We start from the raw sequence: 15,027 nt of genomic DNA on the forward strand, positions 1-15,027 counted from the left end.
TGGCCGGTGAGCGGCGGCGACCCGCCGCGGGTGGCGCTGATCGGGGCGAACGGGCACGGCCGCTGGCACCGGCGGACCATCGCCGGGCTGCACGCGGCCGGGCGGGCACGCCTGGTCGCCCTGGTCGACGTGCGCCCGCTGGAGGCCGAGCCGGAGGCGCCCGTCCCGCCGGAGGCGGCCGTCCTCACCGACCACCGGACCATGCTGGCCGCCGCCCGCCCCGACGTGGTGGTGATCTGCACGCCCCCGCACACGCACCTGCCGATCGCGCTCGACGTGCTCGCCGCCGGGGCGGACCTGCTGCTGGAGAAGCCGCCCGTGCTCGACCTCGCCGAGCACCTGATGCTCGCCGCCGCCGCGGCCGCCGCCGGCCGGGCCGTGCAGGTCAACTTCCAGGCGCTCGGCTCGGCCGCGCTGGCCGAGCTGACCGGCGCGCTCGGGCGGCTCGGCCCGGTCACCGGCATCGCCACGCTCGCCGCCTGGCAACGCCCGGACGCCTACTACGCCCGCTCCCCCTGGGCCGGGCGGCGCACCGTCGACGGCCGCCCGGCGCTGGACGGCGCGCTCGCCAACCCGCTCGCGCACGCGCTGATGCAGTGCCTCGCCGTCGCCGAGTCGGTCACCGGCGCGCCGGTACGCCCCGCCCGGATCGAGGTGGAGCGCTACCGCGTCCGTCCGATCGAGGTGGACGACACCACCGTGCTGCGGCTGACCCCGCACGCCGGGCCGCCCGTGCTGGCCGCGCTCACCCTCGCCGCCGAGGAACACGTCCCCGGGGAGGTGCTGGTCACCGGGGAACGGGGACGGGCGGTGCTGGAGTACCCGACCGACCGGTTGCGGCTACCCGGCGACGACGCGCCGCGCCCGGTGCCCGGCCGCCGGGGGCTGCTGGCGAACCTGCTCGACCACCGCGCGGACGGCACGCCGCTGATCGCGCCGCTGGCGCGTACCGAGCCGTTCACCGCGGTGCTGGACGCGCTGCGGGACGCACCCGTTCCGACGCTGCTCGACGGGGACCTGGTGCGCGAGGCGGGCGACGGCCCGCAGCGGCTGCGGATGGTGCGGGGCGTCGGCGCGGTGCTGCGGGCCGCCGCGGAGACCGGTGCGCTGCCGTCCGAGGCGGGCGTGCCGTGGGCGGTCCGCCCGTACGTGGTGGACCTGCCAGTGCAGTGAACATCCCTTCAGGAGAACGGAACGAGTCATGCGTACCCGAACCGCAGTCGTCGCGGCGCTGACCGCCGCGCTCGTCCTCACCACCGCCGCGCCCGCACCGGCCGCACCCGGCAAGCCGTCCCGGGCCGCCGAGCGGATCGGCCGCCAGGCCCTTCCCGCGCACGACGGCTGGGCCGCCGCCGGCACCGGCACCACCGGCGGATCGGCCGCCGCGCCGGACCGGGTACGCGTCGTGCGGACCCGCGCCGAACTGGTCGACGCGCTCGGCGGTGACAACGCCACGAACGCCACCGACGCCACCGGGAAGATCGTGTACGTGGCCGGGACCGTCGACGGTTTCGAAGGCCCGGACGGCACCCCGCTGGACTGCGCGGACCTGGCCGACCCGGAGTACTCGCTGCCCGCCTACCTGGCCGCGTACGACCCGGCGACCTGGGGCCGCGTGCCCCCGAGCGGACCGCTGGAGGCCGCGCGCGTGCGGTCGGTGGCCAACCAGACCCGGCAGACCCAGATCAACGTCGGCTCCAACACCACGATCGTCGGGCTGCGCGGCGCGCGGCTCACCGGCCTGACGCTGATGATCGACCGGGTCGACAACGTGATCGTGCGCAACATCGAGTTCGCCGACGCCCGGGACTGCTTCCCGGCCTGGTCCCCCACCGACGGCGACACCGGCAACTGGAACTCCCAGTACGACCAGATCTCCGTGCGGCGCAGCGAACACGTGTGGATCGACCACAACACGTTCACCGACGGCGACAACCCGGACAGCGCCCAGCCCGTCTACTTCGGCCGGCCCTGGCAGGTGCACGACGGCTCGCTGGACGTCACGCACACGGCCAGCCTGGTCACCGTCTCCTGGAACCGGTTCACCGGCCGGGACAAGGTGATGCTGATCGGCTCGTCCAACACCGTCGGCCCGGACGTGGGCCGGCTCAACGTCACCGTGCGGCACAACCTGTTCGACGGCACGCTGCAACGGCTGCCCCGGGTCCGGTTCGGTCAGGTCGACGTGCACGAGAACCACTACCGGCTCGGCGGGCCCGGCTTCGCGTACGCCCTCGGCGTCGGCGTGCAGTCCGCCCTGTACGCGGAGAACAACTTCTTCACGCTCACCGGCGACACCACCCCCGCTGACCTGCTGTACGACTGGGGCGGCACCGCGCTCACCGAGCGGGGCAGCTGGGTCCGGCAGGGTGACCGGCTGCCCCGGCCGGTGGACCTGCTCGCCGCGTACAACGCCGCCCACGACCCCGACCTCGGCGGCGACGCCGGATGGACGCCCACGCTGCGCGCCTCCCGGCCGCTGCCGACCCCGGTGGTCCCGTTCGTCGTGGACGCCTGGGCGGGCGCCGGCCGGCTACCGCTCTGACCTACACCGGAGCCCACTGAGGCGACCGGGCCGGCGTCCCCCTGGGGAGGCCGGCCCGGCGCCGTCACCGGCCCGCCGGCTGACACGCCGCCCCCGATGCGCAATGATCACGTTTGACGGACACCGCCGCCGGGGGAATGAAACGGCGGCCACCGGGGACAACAGGGTGAGAATCAGGCGGTGACAGCGCGAGTGGGCGCCCAGGTCCGGGGACGGGCACGGGACGGAGGGCCGGACGTGACGGGTGGGACATCCGGCGACGTCGGCCCGGTCCTCACCATCGACCTGCCGGCCGACCCGGCCCGGCTCGCCGACACCCGGGAACGGCTGCGCGGCTGGCTGCACGCCCGGGGTGTGAGCGAGTGGGACGTCGACACCGTCCTCATCGCCACCGGGGAGGCGTGCGCCAACGCGATCGAGCACGGCTACCGCTTCGCCCGGGAGGGCATCACCACGCTGCGGGCCGAGCTGCGCGGCGACCGGCTGGAGATCGAGGTACGCGACCAGGGCGGCTGGCGCGCGGCCGACGGCGACGAGAGCGGCGACCGGGGGCGCGGGCGGCTGATCATGGCGCGGGTGATGGACGAGGCCACCATCGTCGGCACGCCGGAGGGCACCTGCGTACGCCTGGTCAAGCACCTGACCGGCGACGTGAGCGGCCCGGCGGGCGCCGGATCTAGCGAAGATCAGCTATAAGGGACGCATGGAGTTCCCCGCGTACCTGGCCACCATGCCGATGCACGCGATCACCGAGATCCACGGTGAGCCCGGCCTGCTGGCCCGGTTCCGGCTGGAGATCGAGGCGTTCGACGAGACCGCCCGCGACCGGCTGACCGAGGCGCTCGACCTGGCCGCCGAGCTGCACCGCGACGACCGGCGGGTACGCGAGCCGTACCTGAACCACCTGCTGCGGGTGGCGATCCGGCTGATGCACCACTACCAGGTGCGGGACGTGGACGTGATCGTCGCCGGGCTGCTGCACGACGCGGTCGAGGACCACCCGGCCGAGCTGGCCGGACTCGATCCCGATTCCGCGGCGGACGCGACCCCGGCGGCGCTCACCGCGCTGTCCGACCGGTTCGGGGCGCGGGTCGCCCGGCTGGTCGCGGCCGTCACCAACCCGGCGTACGACCCGGGTCGCGACCGCGACGAGCAGTACCGGGAGCACGTGGCGGCCAGCCTGGAACGGGAGCCCTGGGCGCGGGTGATCAAGGTGTCCGACTTCACCGACAACGGCGTGGGCGTGATCCACACAGTGGGGCCCAAGGTGACCCGCGCCGCCACCAAGTACCGCCCCCTGGTGCCGGTCTTCCGTGACCTGGTCGCCCGGCCGGACACGCCGCTGTCCCCGCCGGTCAAGCAGCACATCCTCGCCCAGCTGGACCTGGCCGAGGAGCGCTTCAGCGCCATCCTCGACCCGCCCGCCTGACCCCACCCGGTCCGGCATGTCCCGCCCGGACCGCCGACGCGACCCGCGCCCTCACCACCCGGCTCGCACTCACCCTCACCTTCGCCACTTCCCCGAACCGGCGCCCGGCCCACCACCCCGAGGTGGCCGCATCCCCACCCACCGGGCCCGCCACTCCCCAGGCTGGCGCACGGCTCGCCACTACGGCGAAGTGGCGACAACCTCACCCAGCGGACCCCGCCACTCCCCCGAACTGGCGACGCCCACGCCACCACCCCGAACTGACGCCCGGCTCGCCACTACGGCGAAGTGGCGGCATCCCTCCCCACCGGACCCCACCACCTCCCCGAACTGGCGATCGGCCCGCCATCACGGGGAAGTGGCGGCATCCTCACCCAGCGGACCCCGCCACCTCGCCGAGCTGGCGGCCATGCTCACCGCATGAGGTCGCCGCTTCGGGGAGATGGCGGCGAAACGGCACCCCGGTCAGCCGGTTGCGGGAGGCGGGGCGCCCACCCGCCCGCCGAGTACGGCGGCGACGCGGTCACGCAGGGCGCGCAGCCGGTCCGGGTGGTCGCGCAGCACCACCCGGAGCGTCTCGTGACCACCGGCGGCGACCGCGCCGAGCACGTCGAGCAGCGTGCCGAGCTGGGCGGGCGGCTCGTCGGCGAGCAGGTCCGCCGCGTCGGCCACGACCACTGTCAGCGGGCCGGCGTCGAGGCGGTCGGCGAACGCGTCGGCGAGGGCGTCCCAGTTGCGGCCGTACCAGCCGGGTAGTTCCAGCGCCCCGGCCAGCGCCTCGTGCAGCCCGGCCCGGGTACGCGCCTGCGGGCCGGAAATCAGCACGCCGCCAGGCAGCACCCCGCCACCAGGCAGCACCCCGCCACCCGACCGCGGGTCACCGCCCGAGCCCGGTACGGCCGCGCCGCCGTCCGGCTCGGGCGGCGCGCCGTCGTACACGAGCCAGGCCGGTACCTGCGGGGACGCCGCGCCCATGGATCCGTCCTTTCCCGACGGCGCCGGCCGGCGCCGAGGCTGCTCAGAGCCGGTAGAAGTTGGCGTAGTGGTCGGGCGAGAACCAGGTCGCCCCGGTGCTCTTGTCGACCACGATCCGGTACGCGTCCCGGGAGGCGTTGCAGGCGCGCGGGTAGACGTCGTACTCGTGGTAGGTGGCGCCGGAGGGCAGCTGTCCCTCGTAGTTGTAGAACCGGCCGCCGGCGAAGTTGCACCGGCCGCCGCTCCACGAGTACCAGCCGCGGCTGGTCGGGAAGCTCTTGGCCGACCAGCCGGATCGGGCGGTGCGCGCGTCGGCGCAGCGGGACTGCGTGCAGGAGCCGTACACGGCGGCCGCCGCGGGCTCGGCGAGGCGCGTGGACACCGTGGACGGTGCGACGAGCGCGGCGGCGGCCACGGCGGTGACCAGGGCGGACGCGGCGAGAGCGCGGCGTACGCGGGTGACGCCGGCGCGGAACGGGGTCAAGGCATCCTCCTTGAGCGGGCCAGGCCGGACATCGATCAGCATCGTTGGCTGGTTGCCGCTCAGTCTGTCGAGGATCCTGCCCGCGGTACAGCCCCGATCCGGCGACGACGCCCCGAATCCCGGGTGAACACGCGATGGCGGGTGCGGACGGACGACCCGAGCCGCCCGTCCGCACCCGCCGCGTGGATCAGCGCACGAACGCCTGGAACTCGGCGATCCGCACGTTCTGCGCCTGCGGGCTGGCAGTGGCGCAGTCGGTCGCCGCCCGCGGGTCGTCGTCCTGCTCACCGGCGTAGTCCGGCGCGCCCGTGCACTGGTTGGTCAGCACCTCGACGCGCAGGTGCGTAGCCTTGGTACGCGGGATGTCGAACGACCGCATGATCAGCTCGGGCGCCCGGGGACGCGGCGCCACAGCCGGGAACGCGTCCGGCCGGCTGGTGTAGACCGGGCGGAAGTCCGCCGCGTCCGCGCAGGTCACCGGCCCGGTCGCGGTGCACGCCAGGACCCGGAACTGCCGCACCGCGGAGTACCGGCTCTGGGTGCCGGCGTCCGCGTCACCGGCCACCGCCGGGCGCAGCATGGCGCTCACCTGCACCCGGCGTACCTGCTGGACGCCACCGGCCAGGTCGACGGTGACCTGCCGGCCGGCGACCGGCGCGCCGAGCGAGGCCCAGTTGGTGGCCTCGTCCTCGTCGGCGATCTGCGGCAGGTTGATCCCGTCGCCGGTGACCGCCGCACCCGCCGCGGCCGAGGCCAGGTTGGGTCGCAACGACACCGCCAGCGTCCGGTTCTGGCCCGCCTTGACCTTCACCGGACCGATCCGGGTGTGGCCGTAGCCGGGCGCCCGCACCACGAACTCGTACGTGCCGGGCACCAGGTCCACCCGGTCGGTGAGCGGGGTGGCCGCGTCGGTGTCCGCCACCGGCACCGCACGGGCCTGGTAGCGCCCGACGAACAGCTGCGCGCCGGCGACCGGCCCGCGCTCGCCGACCGGCAGGAACCGCAGCGCGCCCTCCCGCGCGTACGGCGAGGTGAAGCCCGGCGTGGGGTCGGGATCGGTGTGGCCGACGCTGGCCGCGGTCTCACCGAGGCCGCGCCCGGCGAACGCGTTCCACAGCAGGTCCTGGTTGGCCCCGCCGAACCGGATCCGGTCGGCGGCGAGCATCGCGTCCCGGGCGTCGACCATGCTGACCTGGCTGACCGACATCAGCAGGAACGAGTCGAAGACCAGCTGGATCCAGCGCCGGTTGCCCGGGCAGGCGGTCACGTCGCGGGCGCCGGTCGCGCACGCCTTCTGGACGGCCGGGGTGCCGCTGCCCCAGCGGCGCATCATCGCCGCGCGGATGTCGGTGTTGGTGGCGCTCCACAACTCGCCGGAGGCGTGCACCTGGAGGCCGGCGAGGTCGTAGTCGACCGAGCTGTAGTTGAGCGGGCTGTCGCTCATGTTGTAGTTGCGGATGCCCGCCTTCGGATCCCCGGTGGTGTACTCACCGATGGTGAAGCCGCGCCGGCCGGGTGCGGCGTACCCGTGTTCGAACAGGTACTCCATGGCGAGCTGGTCCGACCAGCTCTCGCTCATGCCCTGCGGCGAGCTGACCCCGGCGCTCGGGCCGGCGATCATGCGGTTGGTGACCGCGTGGCCGTACTCGTGGGCGATCACCGACATGTCGAAGTCGCCGTCGACGCAGGGCGCGTAGAACGAGCCCGCCATGGGCTGCCACAGGTACATGTTGGTGGTCGGGGCGACGCCGTCCGGCGGGGTGATCTGGTTGGCGTTGTTGCGGGCCGCGAACGTGGGCGGACCGCCGCTGACGCCACCGGCCTGGGCGTTGCCCTGCTCCGGGTCGTTACCGAGCCCGCCGCGGCCGAGGTTGTCCTGCTGCATGTTCCAGGTCTCCTCGGTGAACCCGAGGTGGTAGGTCCAGTCGTGCATCCGGTTGTGCATCGCGAACAGGTTCGCCCGCGCCGCGTCGATGTCGTTGGCCTGCGGTGAGGTGAAGACCTCCGGGTTGCAGCGCTGCTCGTGCCACTGGTTCGTCCACGGGTACGCGTACCTGCGGTCCGCGCGGGGCGTCGCCGTCTCGGTGCCGACGCTGAACGGGTCATTGCTGTACCAGTTCTGCACCGCGATCGCGTTGTTGCCCTTGGTCGTGGTGGTGGACTGCCCGGTGGCCGGGTCCACGTCCCACGCCGGGTGACCGGGAACGCCCACCACCTCGGCGCAGCCGCGCGCCGGCACGGCGCACCACCGCTTGCGGGTGTCGACGGAGGACTTGTCGACCCGCGGCGAGTTCGGGAAGACCTCCCACGAGGGGTGGTCGGCGTCGTGGTCGATCAGGTTCTCGCGGACCAGCACGGCGCCGTCACGGGCGTCCACGTAGGTGGAGTAGGCGACCGGGTCCGCGCCGGTGGTGTCCGCGCCCAGGACCACCTCCCACGCCGCGCGCGGCCCACGGTCCGCGGTGGGCACCGCGACCAAGGAGGTACGTACGACCTGCGCGTCGGCCCGGCCGGCGTCGGCGACGGCGGCCCTGCGGGCCTGCTCGGCGCTGATCGTGGCCGGAGCCGGCGTACCGGCGTCGCGGGCGAGCGAGGAGCTGACGTGCCACACCGCTCCGTCGCGTACGCCGACCGACAGCATGCCGTCGACGGCGGCCGGCAGGTCGCCGAAGCGCTGCCGGAACAGGACCGTCGCGCCCTGCCCCATCGGCGCCACCGTCAGCAGTTCCAGCGCGGCGGCGCCCTCGGCGGTCAGCCCCAGCACGTCCCGGTTCGCGGCGACGTACGCGCGCGCGGCGGCGGCCGGGTCGGCGGGCAGCCCGGTGGCGAGCGGCTTGCCGGTCGAGGTGAGCGTGGCGGGCGTACCGAAGTCGGTCCAGCGCACGCGCGCGCCGAGCGCGGCGGCCCGGTCGCGCTGCCGGTCGCTGGCGGCGACGCGGCCCTTACGGTTGTCAGTGGCCTTGGTGTCGTGCCGGTCGCCCGGCAGGTGGTCGGGTGGCGCCTGGGTACGGGTCTGTTCCCGGGGTGCCGCCTGGCCGCCGCCTGCGGCGGTCAGGACCAGACCGGCTGCCAGCAGCAGCGCGGTGGTCCCCGTCAACGCACGGGATGGTGTGCGCACGGTCCCTCCTGTCATCGTCGAACGGCGATGTCCGTTCCGCCATCCGACCAGGACGATCAACCGTCCGACACCATCCGAACATCCATAAATGCTGATTCATTAATCTCTCGGTGAGCGCCCGCCGCCGCTCCGGCCGAGCAGTTTCGAGACTCATGTCCCACCAAACGAGACACAGATCTTGGTAGGAAACGGCCCCCATGAGGGCCCTTTCGTACCAAGATCTCCCCAGTTCGGCAGCATGCCGAGCCGGAGGGAAGCCGGCTCACATCGCCGCCTCGAGGAAGGTGGTCACAACCCGGCGGAAGTCGTGCGGATTCTCGACCCACGGCAGATGACCGCATCCGGGGAGGCTGACCCGCTCGCAGTTCGGCAGCACCTCCTCCAGCGAGTCGACACTCCAGCGAGGACGGATGTCCTCGGGACCGTCGATGATCAGCACGGGCGGGTCGAGCGTCCGGCACCGCGCCGCGATCCCTGATGTACGGAGTTCCTGCTTGACCTCGACGTTGACGGCCCGGTTGCAGTCGTGGTTGATGCCCAGCCACGGCGTGGCCATGTCCTCGGCGTGCGTCACGGCGGCATCGGGGTCGGCGAAGTCGGCCGACCACTGGAGAACGGCACGTTCGCGTTCCTCCGCCGGGGTGCGGTCCCGCGCGCCCAGCGCCTCCCACCGGTCCAGATGCCGCCCGAGCCGCCGCCGGAGATTCCGTTCGTAGTGCGGATGCCACGCGCGTCCGGGATCGATGCCGGTGCCGGACACGTAGATCAGGTGACTGACCCGCTCCGGGTGTTCGATCGCGTACCGCAGCGCCAGGTGCGCGCCCCACGAGTGGCCCAGCAGGGCCGTCCGCGGTCCGGCCAGGTGTTCGCGTACCGCGTCGAGGTCCGCGACGAAGCGGCCGATCGAGTACGGACCGCGCCGCTGGGAGCGCCCGCAACCACGTTGGTCCCACCGGATGACACGGGCGTGCCCGTCGAGCAGCCGGGCGACCGGCCCGAGGTAGTCCCAAAGGCCCGGACCACCGTGACAGAGCACCACCGCAGCCCCGGCGCCGGCCTCGTCCGCCCACAGGTGGCAGTCGTCATCGGTACGAACGTCCGCACTCATCGCCGACAGTATGGCGAGTCGCGCGCCGGACGGGTGGGGCCTGACAGGCTGACGCCGGTTACGGCTCTCTCATCCAGGTCTTCGGATCGGTCACGAAGACACCCTTGCCCTGCTGCCGCCGGATCACCCGCAACGCTTCGAGACGCGCATACGCCATCTGCACGGTTCCATGACTGACGTCGTAGCGATCGCGTAGCTCAGCGATCGAGGGCAGCTTGTCCCCCGGCTTCAGCTTCTTTCCCCTGACGTCGGCGATCACATCGTCGGCGATGCGCCAGTAATCCGGCACTTCTCGCATGGCACTCCTCGCGTGGCGATCCGATTCGATCACACCGCGACTCGCCTAACAAGCAGCGTTGACTCATCTGACATGTCTAGATAAGTTGATTCCGGGCCGATCCTCGCGTGGCAACGAGTTCGGCCCATCCCCCGGTCGGGGCGGGTGCGCGTACCCGTCCCGACCCTCCGGACTGCTCCGCCTCCGTACCGCCGACCTGGGCTGCGGCGGCGGAGCGGGCGGGTCGTCCGCGGCCGGAGTGCGGACGACCCGCCCTTCCAGACCCACCGCACTGTCCCCTGTTCCTGGAAGGACCGAGATGACGCCGCATCGATCCGGCCGGCTCTACCTGACCGGTACACCGGCCCGGCTGACCCCGCACGAGGTGCGCACGCACGCCTTCGACGCACGCAGGCGAGGCGTCGACCCTCATCAGGTACGCGAGTTCCAGGCCCGGGTCGCCGACGAGCTGACCGACCTGCACCGGCGGGTACGCCTGCTCGCGCAGGAGAACGACCGGCTGAAGCGCGCCCTGCGGGACTGGCAGACCATGCACGCGCGGGAGTGCCGCCCGCCGAACGACGGTCACTGGTAGCGGTGCGCCCGCAACCCGGCGATCTCCTGCGGGTCGACGGTCGCGCGTCGGTGCAGTTCGACGGCGGCCGGGCGCTGACGTTCCGGGTCGTGTCGGTCGGCCCAGAGGTGCCGCACACCCACTGGATCTGGCTGACCGGCTACGTGCTCAACCGTCGGGGCGTCGCCACCGCGAAGCGGGAGATCTTCGTGCAGACGACCGGCCTGCACCGGCACGACGGCATCCGGACGCCGGGTCGTGCTCGCGCCGCCCGCCCCTATGCTGCTCGGAATGACCAGGGTGACGGCAGAGCAGCTCGCCACGGCGAGGGGGTGCATGCTCGGGCTGATGCTCGGTGACGCGGTGGGCGTGACCGGCGGCCATCTGCCGGCCGAAGGCCCGTTACGGGCGACGAGCGCCGGCCAACTCGCCTGCTTCACCGTCGAGGGCATCATCCGCGCCGATGTCCGGGGATCACACAAGGGCATCTGCCATCCGCCCAGCGTCGTGTGGCACGCCTACACGCGCTGGGCATCGGTGCAGGGCATCCCTGGGATCAGACCTTGGCGGGACGAGAACTGGCCGGACGGCTGGCTTGCACAGGTCCCCGCACTGGGTGTTCGCCGGGGGTCCGCCCCGGCCACCGTGTCCGCCCTGCAGGCCCGGCCGGTGCTGGATCCCGACGACCATGTCTGGACCAGCCTGGGGGCGCACGGGCTCACCCGCACCCTGCCCGCCGGCCTGATCGAGTGGTGGCATCCGGAGCCCGGTCGGTTCGCTGCGGAGGTGGCGGCCACCACGCATGGTTCCGAGGCGGTGGACGCCGCCGCGCTCGGTGCAACGATGATCAAAACGATGGCAGCCGGCCGTGAACCCGATGAGGCGGTGGAGCGGGCGCAACGGGAATGTCAGAGCTTCCTCCAGGTGCTGACCGGACGGCCGCTCGCCGAGGCCGCACAAACAGCTCTTGCGCATCCGCGCGACCCGGCGATGCTGGCGCGGCTCGTTCCTGACAGCCGGGCGCTGTCAGCGCTCGCGGGAGCCGTGTACGTCGTCCTCTCCTTCCCCGAGCGGGCGCACGTGCGCGACGCTCTGTTGTTCGCCGCCTCCGCACCGCACGGTCGGCATGCGGCAGCGACCGCAGGAGCCCTGCTCGGCGCGCGGCACGGCGTGAACGCTCTCCCGGTTGGACTGGTGTCCCGGCTGGAACTGGCCTGGGTCGCCGATGTGCTGGCACGCGACCTGCTCGCCGAGTTCGTCGACCGACCGTCAGGCACCGGGTACACCGACGGGAGTGATCCGGACTGGTGGGATCGCTATCCCGGTTGGTGACGGAGCCCGCAGCGGGGCCGAGTACGGCAGCGGTCTCACCCGGTCCGCGGACACCCGTCAGTCCTGCGTGCCGGCGAACAGGGTCCAGGCGTCGATCTCGGTCGGCGCCAACGGCCGCGCCGGCAGATACGACGCCAGGTCGCGGAAGTCCGCCACGGCGTTGTGCACGCACACCGCGAGCGAGAAGTGCAGCAGTTCCCGCGCCGCCTGCGCGTCCGGGGCCGTGACGTCGCCGAGCAGCGGGCTGCGCACGTCGAGCACGAACACCACGTGGCAGGCGCTCTGGTCGGCCTTCACGACACAGTAGTAGCGCCCGGCCTCGGCCAGCCGGTTCCTGATGTTCGCCCAGGCCATCGCCCCGGAGATGTCCGGCACGTCGGCACCGGCCACGCACGTCATCCGGAAGACCCAGCGGGCCGGGTCGTCCGGCGACACCGCGCCGTAGACCAGCACCAGGCCGCCGCGGTGGAACACGGCGAAGCCCTGCACGTCCGGGGTGAGGTGCAGGAAGTCAGGGGTCCAGACCCGGTCGTACTGCCGCTCGGCGAGGGACCGCAGGTACTGCACGGTCCGGCCGGCGGCGTGTCGAGCGTCTACGCCCATGCGTTGTGGTCCTCCCCCGAAGGATCGCGGAGCCTCACGCTACGAAGCGCTTCGATCACGGATCAAGGTGTGCCGATCGAGTCTGGATGGTCGGTCCCGTGGACGGGACCGAACCCGCTCCGAGTCCCACGGATAGGACTACGGCGCGGATCGTCCGATCGGTCAACACCCGATGCGCGGCTGCGCGCGTACACCGGTCGGGGTTGTTAGCGTGGTTCGCGGACCGCACGGCGGTCCGGCCATCCCTCGCCCGACGGCCCGCGCGTCCCGGTGACGCCGCGGGACGCGGTGCTGCGATCCGGCATGGAGGGGGTGCGATGACCGCGGTGCCGGAGGGGCCCGAGCCGGCCGGCGGCCGGCCGAAGCCCGGCGCGCCGGTGGCCAGCCGCCGAAGGCGGTGGGCCGGACGGGCGAAGGCGCTGGGCGAGGCGGCACGCGTGCGGACCCGGCGGTTCTGGGACGGCGCGCAACCGACGCTGCGCCAGCTCTGGTGGAGCGAGGAGCCGGCGACCCCGGTGACCACAGTCGACCGGCGCGTCCCGGAGCCGCTCGCGGTGCCGGCGCAGGGCCAGGTGTACGTGTTCCTGGTCCGGGCCACCTACACGTGGTCGTCGGACTCAGCCCGACCGGAGCTGTTCGGCTGGTACGTGGACTACTTCCAGCAGCAGGCCGCGCAGCGCCTGCACCGGCTGGCCGTCCGGTGCGCGGCGGAGGTGCCACCGCACCGCCCGCGCGATCTGCACGCCGCGCTGACCGCGGCGCTCGCCGACGACGACCCGGCACCGTGGACGTACGCGCGCGGCGAGGTGACGTTCGCCTGCGAGCCGGACGTCACGGTGCACCTGGACGAGCGGGTGCGCAGGCTGCTCCAGCCGTACTGGGAGCAGCGCATCGCGCTGGAGTGCGAGCGCGACCTGGCCCGCCGCCGCGCCGAGCACGCCGAGGAACGCGACCGCCGTGAACGGCCGGCGGCGACGCGCGCGGGCAAGGACGGCGAGCCGGCCGCCACGGCACCGTCGGCCGACGGGCGCGAGCCGACGGGCGCGACACGAGACGCGCGAGGCATGCCGGGCGAGGCGGGACGGGCGCGGCGTGGATCGCGGCCGGGCGGGCCGGTGGAGTCGTTCACCCCGTTGGAGCCGCTGCTCCCCCCGCCTGCGCCGCGTCCGGCCCCCGGACAGCGGCCCCGCCCCGGCGAGCCGGAGCCGCCGGCGATCTAGGGCCCTCCCAGGCGTGACGCCCGCCGGGCCGGCGGCGGCGTCAGCCCGCGACGGCGGCCGCGTCGGGGCGGGCCTGCCGGGCGGCCAGGTACGCGGCGAGCCCGGTGCTGTCCTCGGTGGCCAGGAACGCGCCGCGCGCGTTGCCGAGCGCCTCGTCGGTTAGGGTCAGACAGCCCCACACCGTGTCGCCCCACGAGTCGGCGAGCTTGACCTCGGCCGGCTCGGCGCAGGGCTCGCCTCGTGGTCCGCCGCTCCGGCAGTGCCCGGGGGCACCGTCGCGCCGGGCGGCGACCTGGGCGGACCGGCGTGGACCGCCCGTCCGGCTCGGCCTGTGGGGCGGGCAGCGAGCGGGCGAACAGGATCGTGTGCCGTCGGGGTCGACGGTGCGGGCCTCGCCGCCGGGCACGTGGTCGACCGGGTGACCGGCCGCGACGAGGCGTTCGGTGGTCGCGGCGACGTCGTCGACGTGGAGATAGAGCGTGGCGGGGGCCGGCGTAGAACCGCCCGGCCGCGTCGGCGTCGCCGACGTTTCAGCACCGGCACCTGAGCCTGAACTCCGCTGCGCACCGCCCCACTCCACCCCATTGGCGCTCTGCAAATCACGTCTTGCAGATCCGGTTCTCGCACCGGGGCCGGCGTCCCGGGTCAGCAGCCGTTCGTGCTCTTCTGGTTGCGCTTCAGCCCGTCGGACCAGGTGACGCCCTGGACGACAGCCACCACCACGCTGCCGTTGTGGATCTGCTCGTAGTGCAGGTGCGGGCTGAGGTCGTACTTCGCCGACGTCGCGCCGACCCGGCCGATGACGTCGCCGCGCTTCACGGTGTCGCCCTTGGCCACCGCGCGCGAGTCGAGGTGGGCGTACCGGGTGCGCCAGCCGTCGCCGTGCCCGATGACGATGGTGTTCCCGTAGCCGGAGGTGGTGGAGTAGTACGACTCCAGCACGGTGCCGGCGGCGCTGGCGACCGTCCGGCGGCCGAGGTCGTCGGGACTGCCGTTGGCGTCGTAGTGGTTCCAGTCGATGGCGTGGGCCGGGCTGTGCCCGTTCCAGTTGTTGCCCTGCCAGGTCTGGCCGCACAGGAACGGCATCCGGAAGCCCGGCCGGGCGGCCTGCGCGGGCTGCACGCCCAGCATCGCCCCGGCGGCGACAGCGACGGTGAGCACGGCTGACACACGCAGCCGGGCGGCGGTGAACGCCAGGGACATGGACCCTCCTCTTCGGTTAACAACGATGCATATCGATGCTAGGACGGGCATCCGGTCGGGTGAATGGCTACCGGGATGAATGTATGGGCAAAGGTTTCCTACGTCCCCGCGCCGCCGGCGCTACCGGTGGCCCCCGGGCCGGGCCCCCGTACGGCAGAA

Annotated in this window: 16 protein-coding genes; 8 read left to right on the plus strand and 8 right to left on the minus strand. The window is 73.4% G+C overall.

The features are described from left to right. Positions 1-6 precede the first annotated feature (6 nt). The 4 genes from KSK32_RS29190 (at position 7) to KSK32_RS29205 (ending at position 3,974) form a co-directional block, all read left to right on the plus strand. Positions 7-1,173 carry a Gfo/Idh/MocA family protein gene (locus tag KSK32_RS29190; RefSeq protein WP_216934562.1) on the plus strand — a complete coding sequence of 389 codons (1,167 nt, stop codon included), beginning with the start codon at positions 7-9 and terminating at the stop codon, positions 1,171-1,173. 28 nt (positions 1,174-1,201) lie between these two features. Further along, positions 1,202-2,545 (plus strand): polysaccharide lyase family 1 protein, encoded by a 1,344-nt coding sequence (locus KSK32_RS29195; RefSeq protein WP_216934564.1) that lies wholly within the window; start codon positions 1,202-1,204, stop codon positions 2,543-2,545. A 180-nt stretch (positions 2,546-2,725) separates the two neighbouring features. Continuing rightward, a complete protein-coding gene (locus KSK32_RS29200; protein WP_308163750.1) occupies positions 2,726-3,241 on the plus strand; it encodes an ATP-binding protein in 516 nt (171 codons plus the stop codon). Positions 3,242-3,248: 7 nt separating this feature from the next. After that, a complete protein-coding gene (locus tag KSK32_RS29205; protein ID WP_216934565.1) occupies positions 3,249-3,974 on the plus strand; it encodes an HD domain-containing protein in 726 nt (241 codons plus the stop codon). Positions 3,975-4,439: 465 nt separating this feature from the next. Here KSK32_RS29205 and KSK32_RS29210 read toward each other — a convergent pair whose 3' ends face one another. The 5 genes from KSK32_RS29210 to KSK32_RS29230 all read right to left on the minus strand — a co-directional run bounded on the left by KSK32_RS29210 (position 4,440) and on the right by KSK32_RS29230 (position 9,957). Next, on the minus strand, positions 4,440-4,949 hold the full coding sequence (locus tag KSK32_RS29210; RefSeq protein ID WP_216934567.1) for a barstar family protein: 510 nt from the start codon (positions 4,947-4,949) through the stop codon (positions 4,440-4,442). A gap of 43 nt (positions 4,950-4,992) precedes the next feature. Continuing rightward, positions 4,993-5,433 (minus strand): ribonuclease domain-containing protein, encoded by a 441-nt coding sequence (locus tag KSK32_RS29215; RefSeq protein WP_216934569.1) that lies wholly within the window; start codon positions 5,431-5,433, stop codon positions 4,993-4,995. Positions 5,434-5,620: 187 nt separating this feature from the next. Beyond that, on the minus strand, positions 5,621-8,530 hold the full coding sequence (locus tag KSK32_RS29220) for a M36 family metallopeptidase (RefSeq protein WP_254187229.1): 2,910 nt from the start codon (positions 8,528-8,530) through the stop codon (positions 5,621-5,623). Between the two features lie 283 nt (positions 8,531-8,813). Then, on the minus strand, positions 8,814-9,659 hold the full coding sequence (locus KSK32_RS29225) for an alpha/beta fold hydrolase (RefSeq protein ID WP_216934572.1): 846 nt from the start codon (positions 9,657-9,659) through the stop codon (positions 8,814-8,816). A gap of 58 nt (positions 9,660-9,717) precedes the next feature. Beyond that, positions 9,718-9,957: a winged helix-turn-helix domain-containing protein gene (locus tag KSK32_RS29230; RefSeq protein WP_064445718.1), complete on the minus strand. Its 240-nt coding sequence runs from the start codon at positions 9,955-9,957 to the stop codon at positions 9,718-9,720. 298 nt (positions 9,958-10,255) lie between these two features. Between KSK32_RS29230 and KSK32_RS29235 the strand changes: the two genes are divergently transcribed. Genes KSK32_RS29235 through KSK32_RS29245 form a run of 3 tightly spaced genes read left to right on the plus strand, consistent with a single transcriptional unit; the run spans position 10,256 to position 11,842 of the window. After that, positions 10,256-10,531 carry a DivIVA domain-containing protein gene (locus tag KSK32_RS29235; protein ID WP_216934574.1) on the plus strand — a complete coding sequence of 92 codons (276 nt, stop codon included), beginning with the start codon at positions 10,256-10,258 and terminating at the stop codon, positions 10,529-10,531. A gap of 2 nt (positions 10,532-10,533) precedes the next feature. Then, positions 10,534-10,869 carry a hypothetical protein gene (locus KSK32_RS33650; RefSeq protein WP_308163751.1) on the plus strand — a complete coding sequence of 112 codons (336 nt, stop codon included), beginning with the start codon at positions 10,534-10,536 and terminating at the stop codon, positions 10,867-10,869. Further along, positions 10,847-11,842, plus strand: a complete 996-nt coding sequence (locus tag KSK32_RS29245; protein WP_216934576.1) for an ADP-ribosylglycohydrolase family protein — start codon at positions 10,847-10,849, stop codon at positions 11,840-11,842. The genes KSK32_RS33650 and KSK32_RS29245 overlap by 23 nt, the downstream gene beginning before the upstream one ends. A 57-nt stretch (positions 11,843-11,899) precedes the next feature. On the opposite strand, the gene KSK32_RS29250 is transcribed toward KSK32_RS29245, so the two are convergent. Further along, positions 11,900-12,445 (minus strand): hypothetical protein, encoded by a 546-nt coding sequence (locus tag KSK32_RS29250; RefSeq protein ID WP_216934578.1) that lies wholly within the window; start codon positions 12,443-12,445, stop codon positions 11,900-11,902. A 317-nt stretch (positions 12,446-12,762) separates the two neighbouring features. On the opposite strand from KSK32_RS29250, the gene KSK32_RS29255 reads away from it, so the two are divergent. Beyond that, the gene (locus tag KSK32_RS29255; protein WP_216934580.1) at positions 12,763-13,665 is read left to right on the plus strand and encodes a hypothetical protein; all 903 of its coding nucleotides are present in this window, start codon (positions 12,763-12,765) and stop codon (positions 13,663-13,665) included. 40 nt (positions 13,666-13,705) lie between these two features. On the opposite strand, the gene KSK32_RS29260 is transcribed toward KSK32_RS29255, so the two are convergent. Both KSK32_RS29260 and KSK32_RS29265 read right to left on the minus strand, forming a co-directional pair. Then, a complete protein-coding gene (locus KSK32_RS29260; RefSeq protein WP_216934582.1) occupies positions 13,706-13,846 on the minus strand; it encodes a hypothetical protein in 141 nt (46 codons plus the stop codon). A 464-nt stretch (positions 13,847-14,310) separates the two neighbouring features. After that, the gene (locus KSK32_RS29265; protein ID WP_216934589.1) at positions 14,311-14,868 is read right to left on the minus strand and encodes a M23 family metallopeptidase; all 558 of its coding nucleotides are present in this window, start codon (positions 14,866-14,868) and stop codon (positions 14,311-14,313) included. Between the last annotated feature and the right edge of the window lie 159 nt (positions 14,869-15,027).

Source organism: Micromonospora sp. WMMB482, from assembly GCF_019038635.1.
Taxonomy (GTDB): Bacteria; Actinomycetota; Actinomycetes; order Mycobacteriales; family Micromonosporaceae; genus Micromonospora; species Micromonospora marina.

What these genes read in the sequence shown, in the direction of transcription:
- KSK32_RS29255 (WP_216934580.1), top strand. Translation starts at nt 12,763, where the DNA reads ATGACCGCGGTGCCGGAGGGGCCCGAGCCGGCCGGCGGCCGGCCGAAG.
- KSK32_RS29250 (WP_216934578.1), bottom strand. Translation starts at nt 12,445, where the DNA reads ATGGGCGTAGACGCTCGACACGCCGCCGGCCGGACCGTGCAGTACCTG.
- KSK32_RS29195 (WP_216934564.1), top strand. Translation starts at nt 1,202, where the DNA reads ATGCGTACCCGAACCGCAGTCGTCGCGGCGCTGACCGCCGCGCTCGTC.
- KSK32_RS29230 (WP_064445718.1), bottom strand. Translation starts at nt 9,957, where the DNA reads ATGCGAGAAGTGCCGGATTACTGGCGCATCGCCGACGATGTGATCGCC.
- KSK32_RS29265 (WP_216934589.1), bottom strand. Translation starts at nt 14,868, where the DNA reads ATGTCCCTGGCGTTCACCGCCGCCCGGCTGCGTGTGTCAGCCGTGCTC.
- KSK32_RS29245 (WP_216934576.1), top strand. Translation starts at nt 10,847, where the DNA reads ATGCTCGGGCTGATGCTCGGTGACGCGGTGGGCGTGACCGGCGGCCAT.
- KSK32_RS29225 (WP_216934572.1), bottom strand. Translation starts at nt 9,659, where the DNA reads ATGAGTGCGGACGTTCGTACCGATGACGACTGCCACCTGTGGGCGGAC.
- KSK32_RS29210 (WP_216934567.1), bottom strand. Translation starts at nt 4,949, where the DNA reads ATGGGCGCGGCGTCCCCGCAGGTACCGGCCTGGCTCGTGTACGACGGC.
- KSK32_RS29235 (WP_216934574.1), top strand. Translation starts at nt 10,256, where the DNA reads ATGACGCCGCATCGATCCGGCCGGCTCTACCTGACCGGTACACCGGCC.
- KSK32_RS29205 (WP_216934565.1), top strand. Translation starts at nt 3,249, where the DNA reads ATGGAGTTCCCCGCGTACCTGGCCACCATGCCGATGCACGCGATCACC.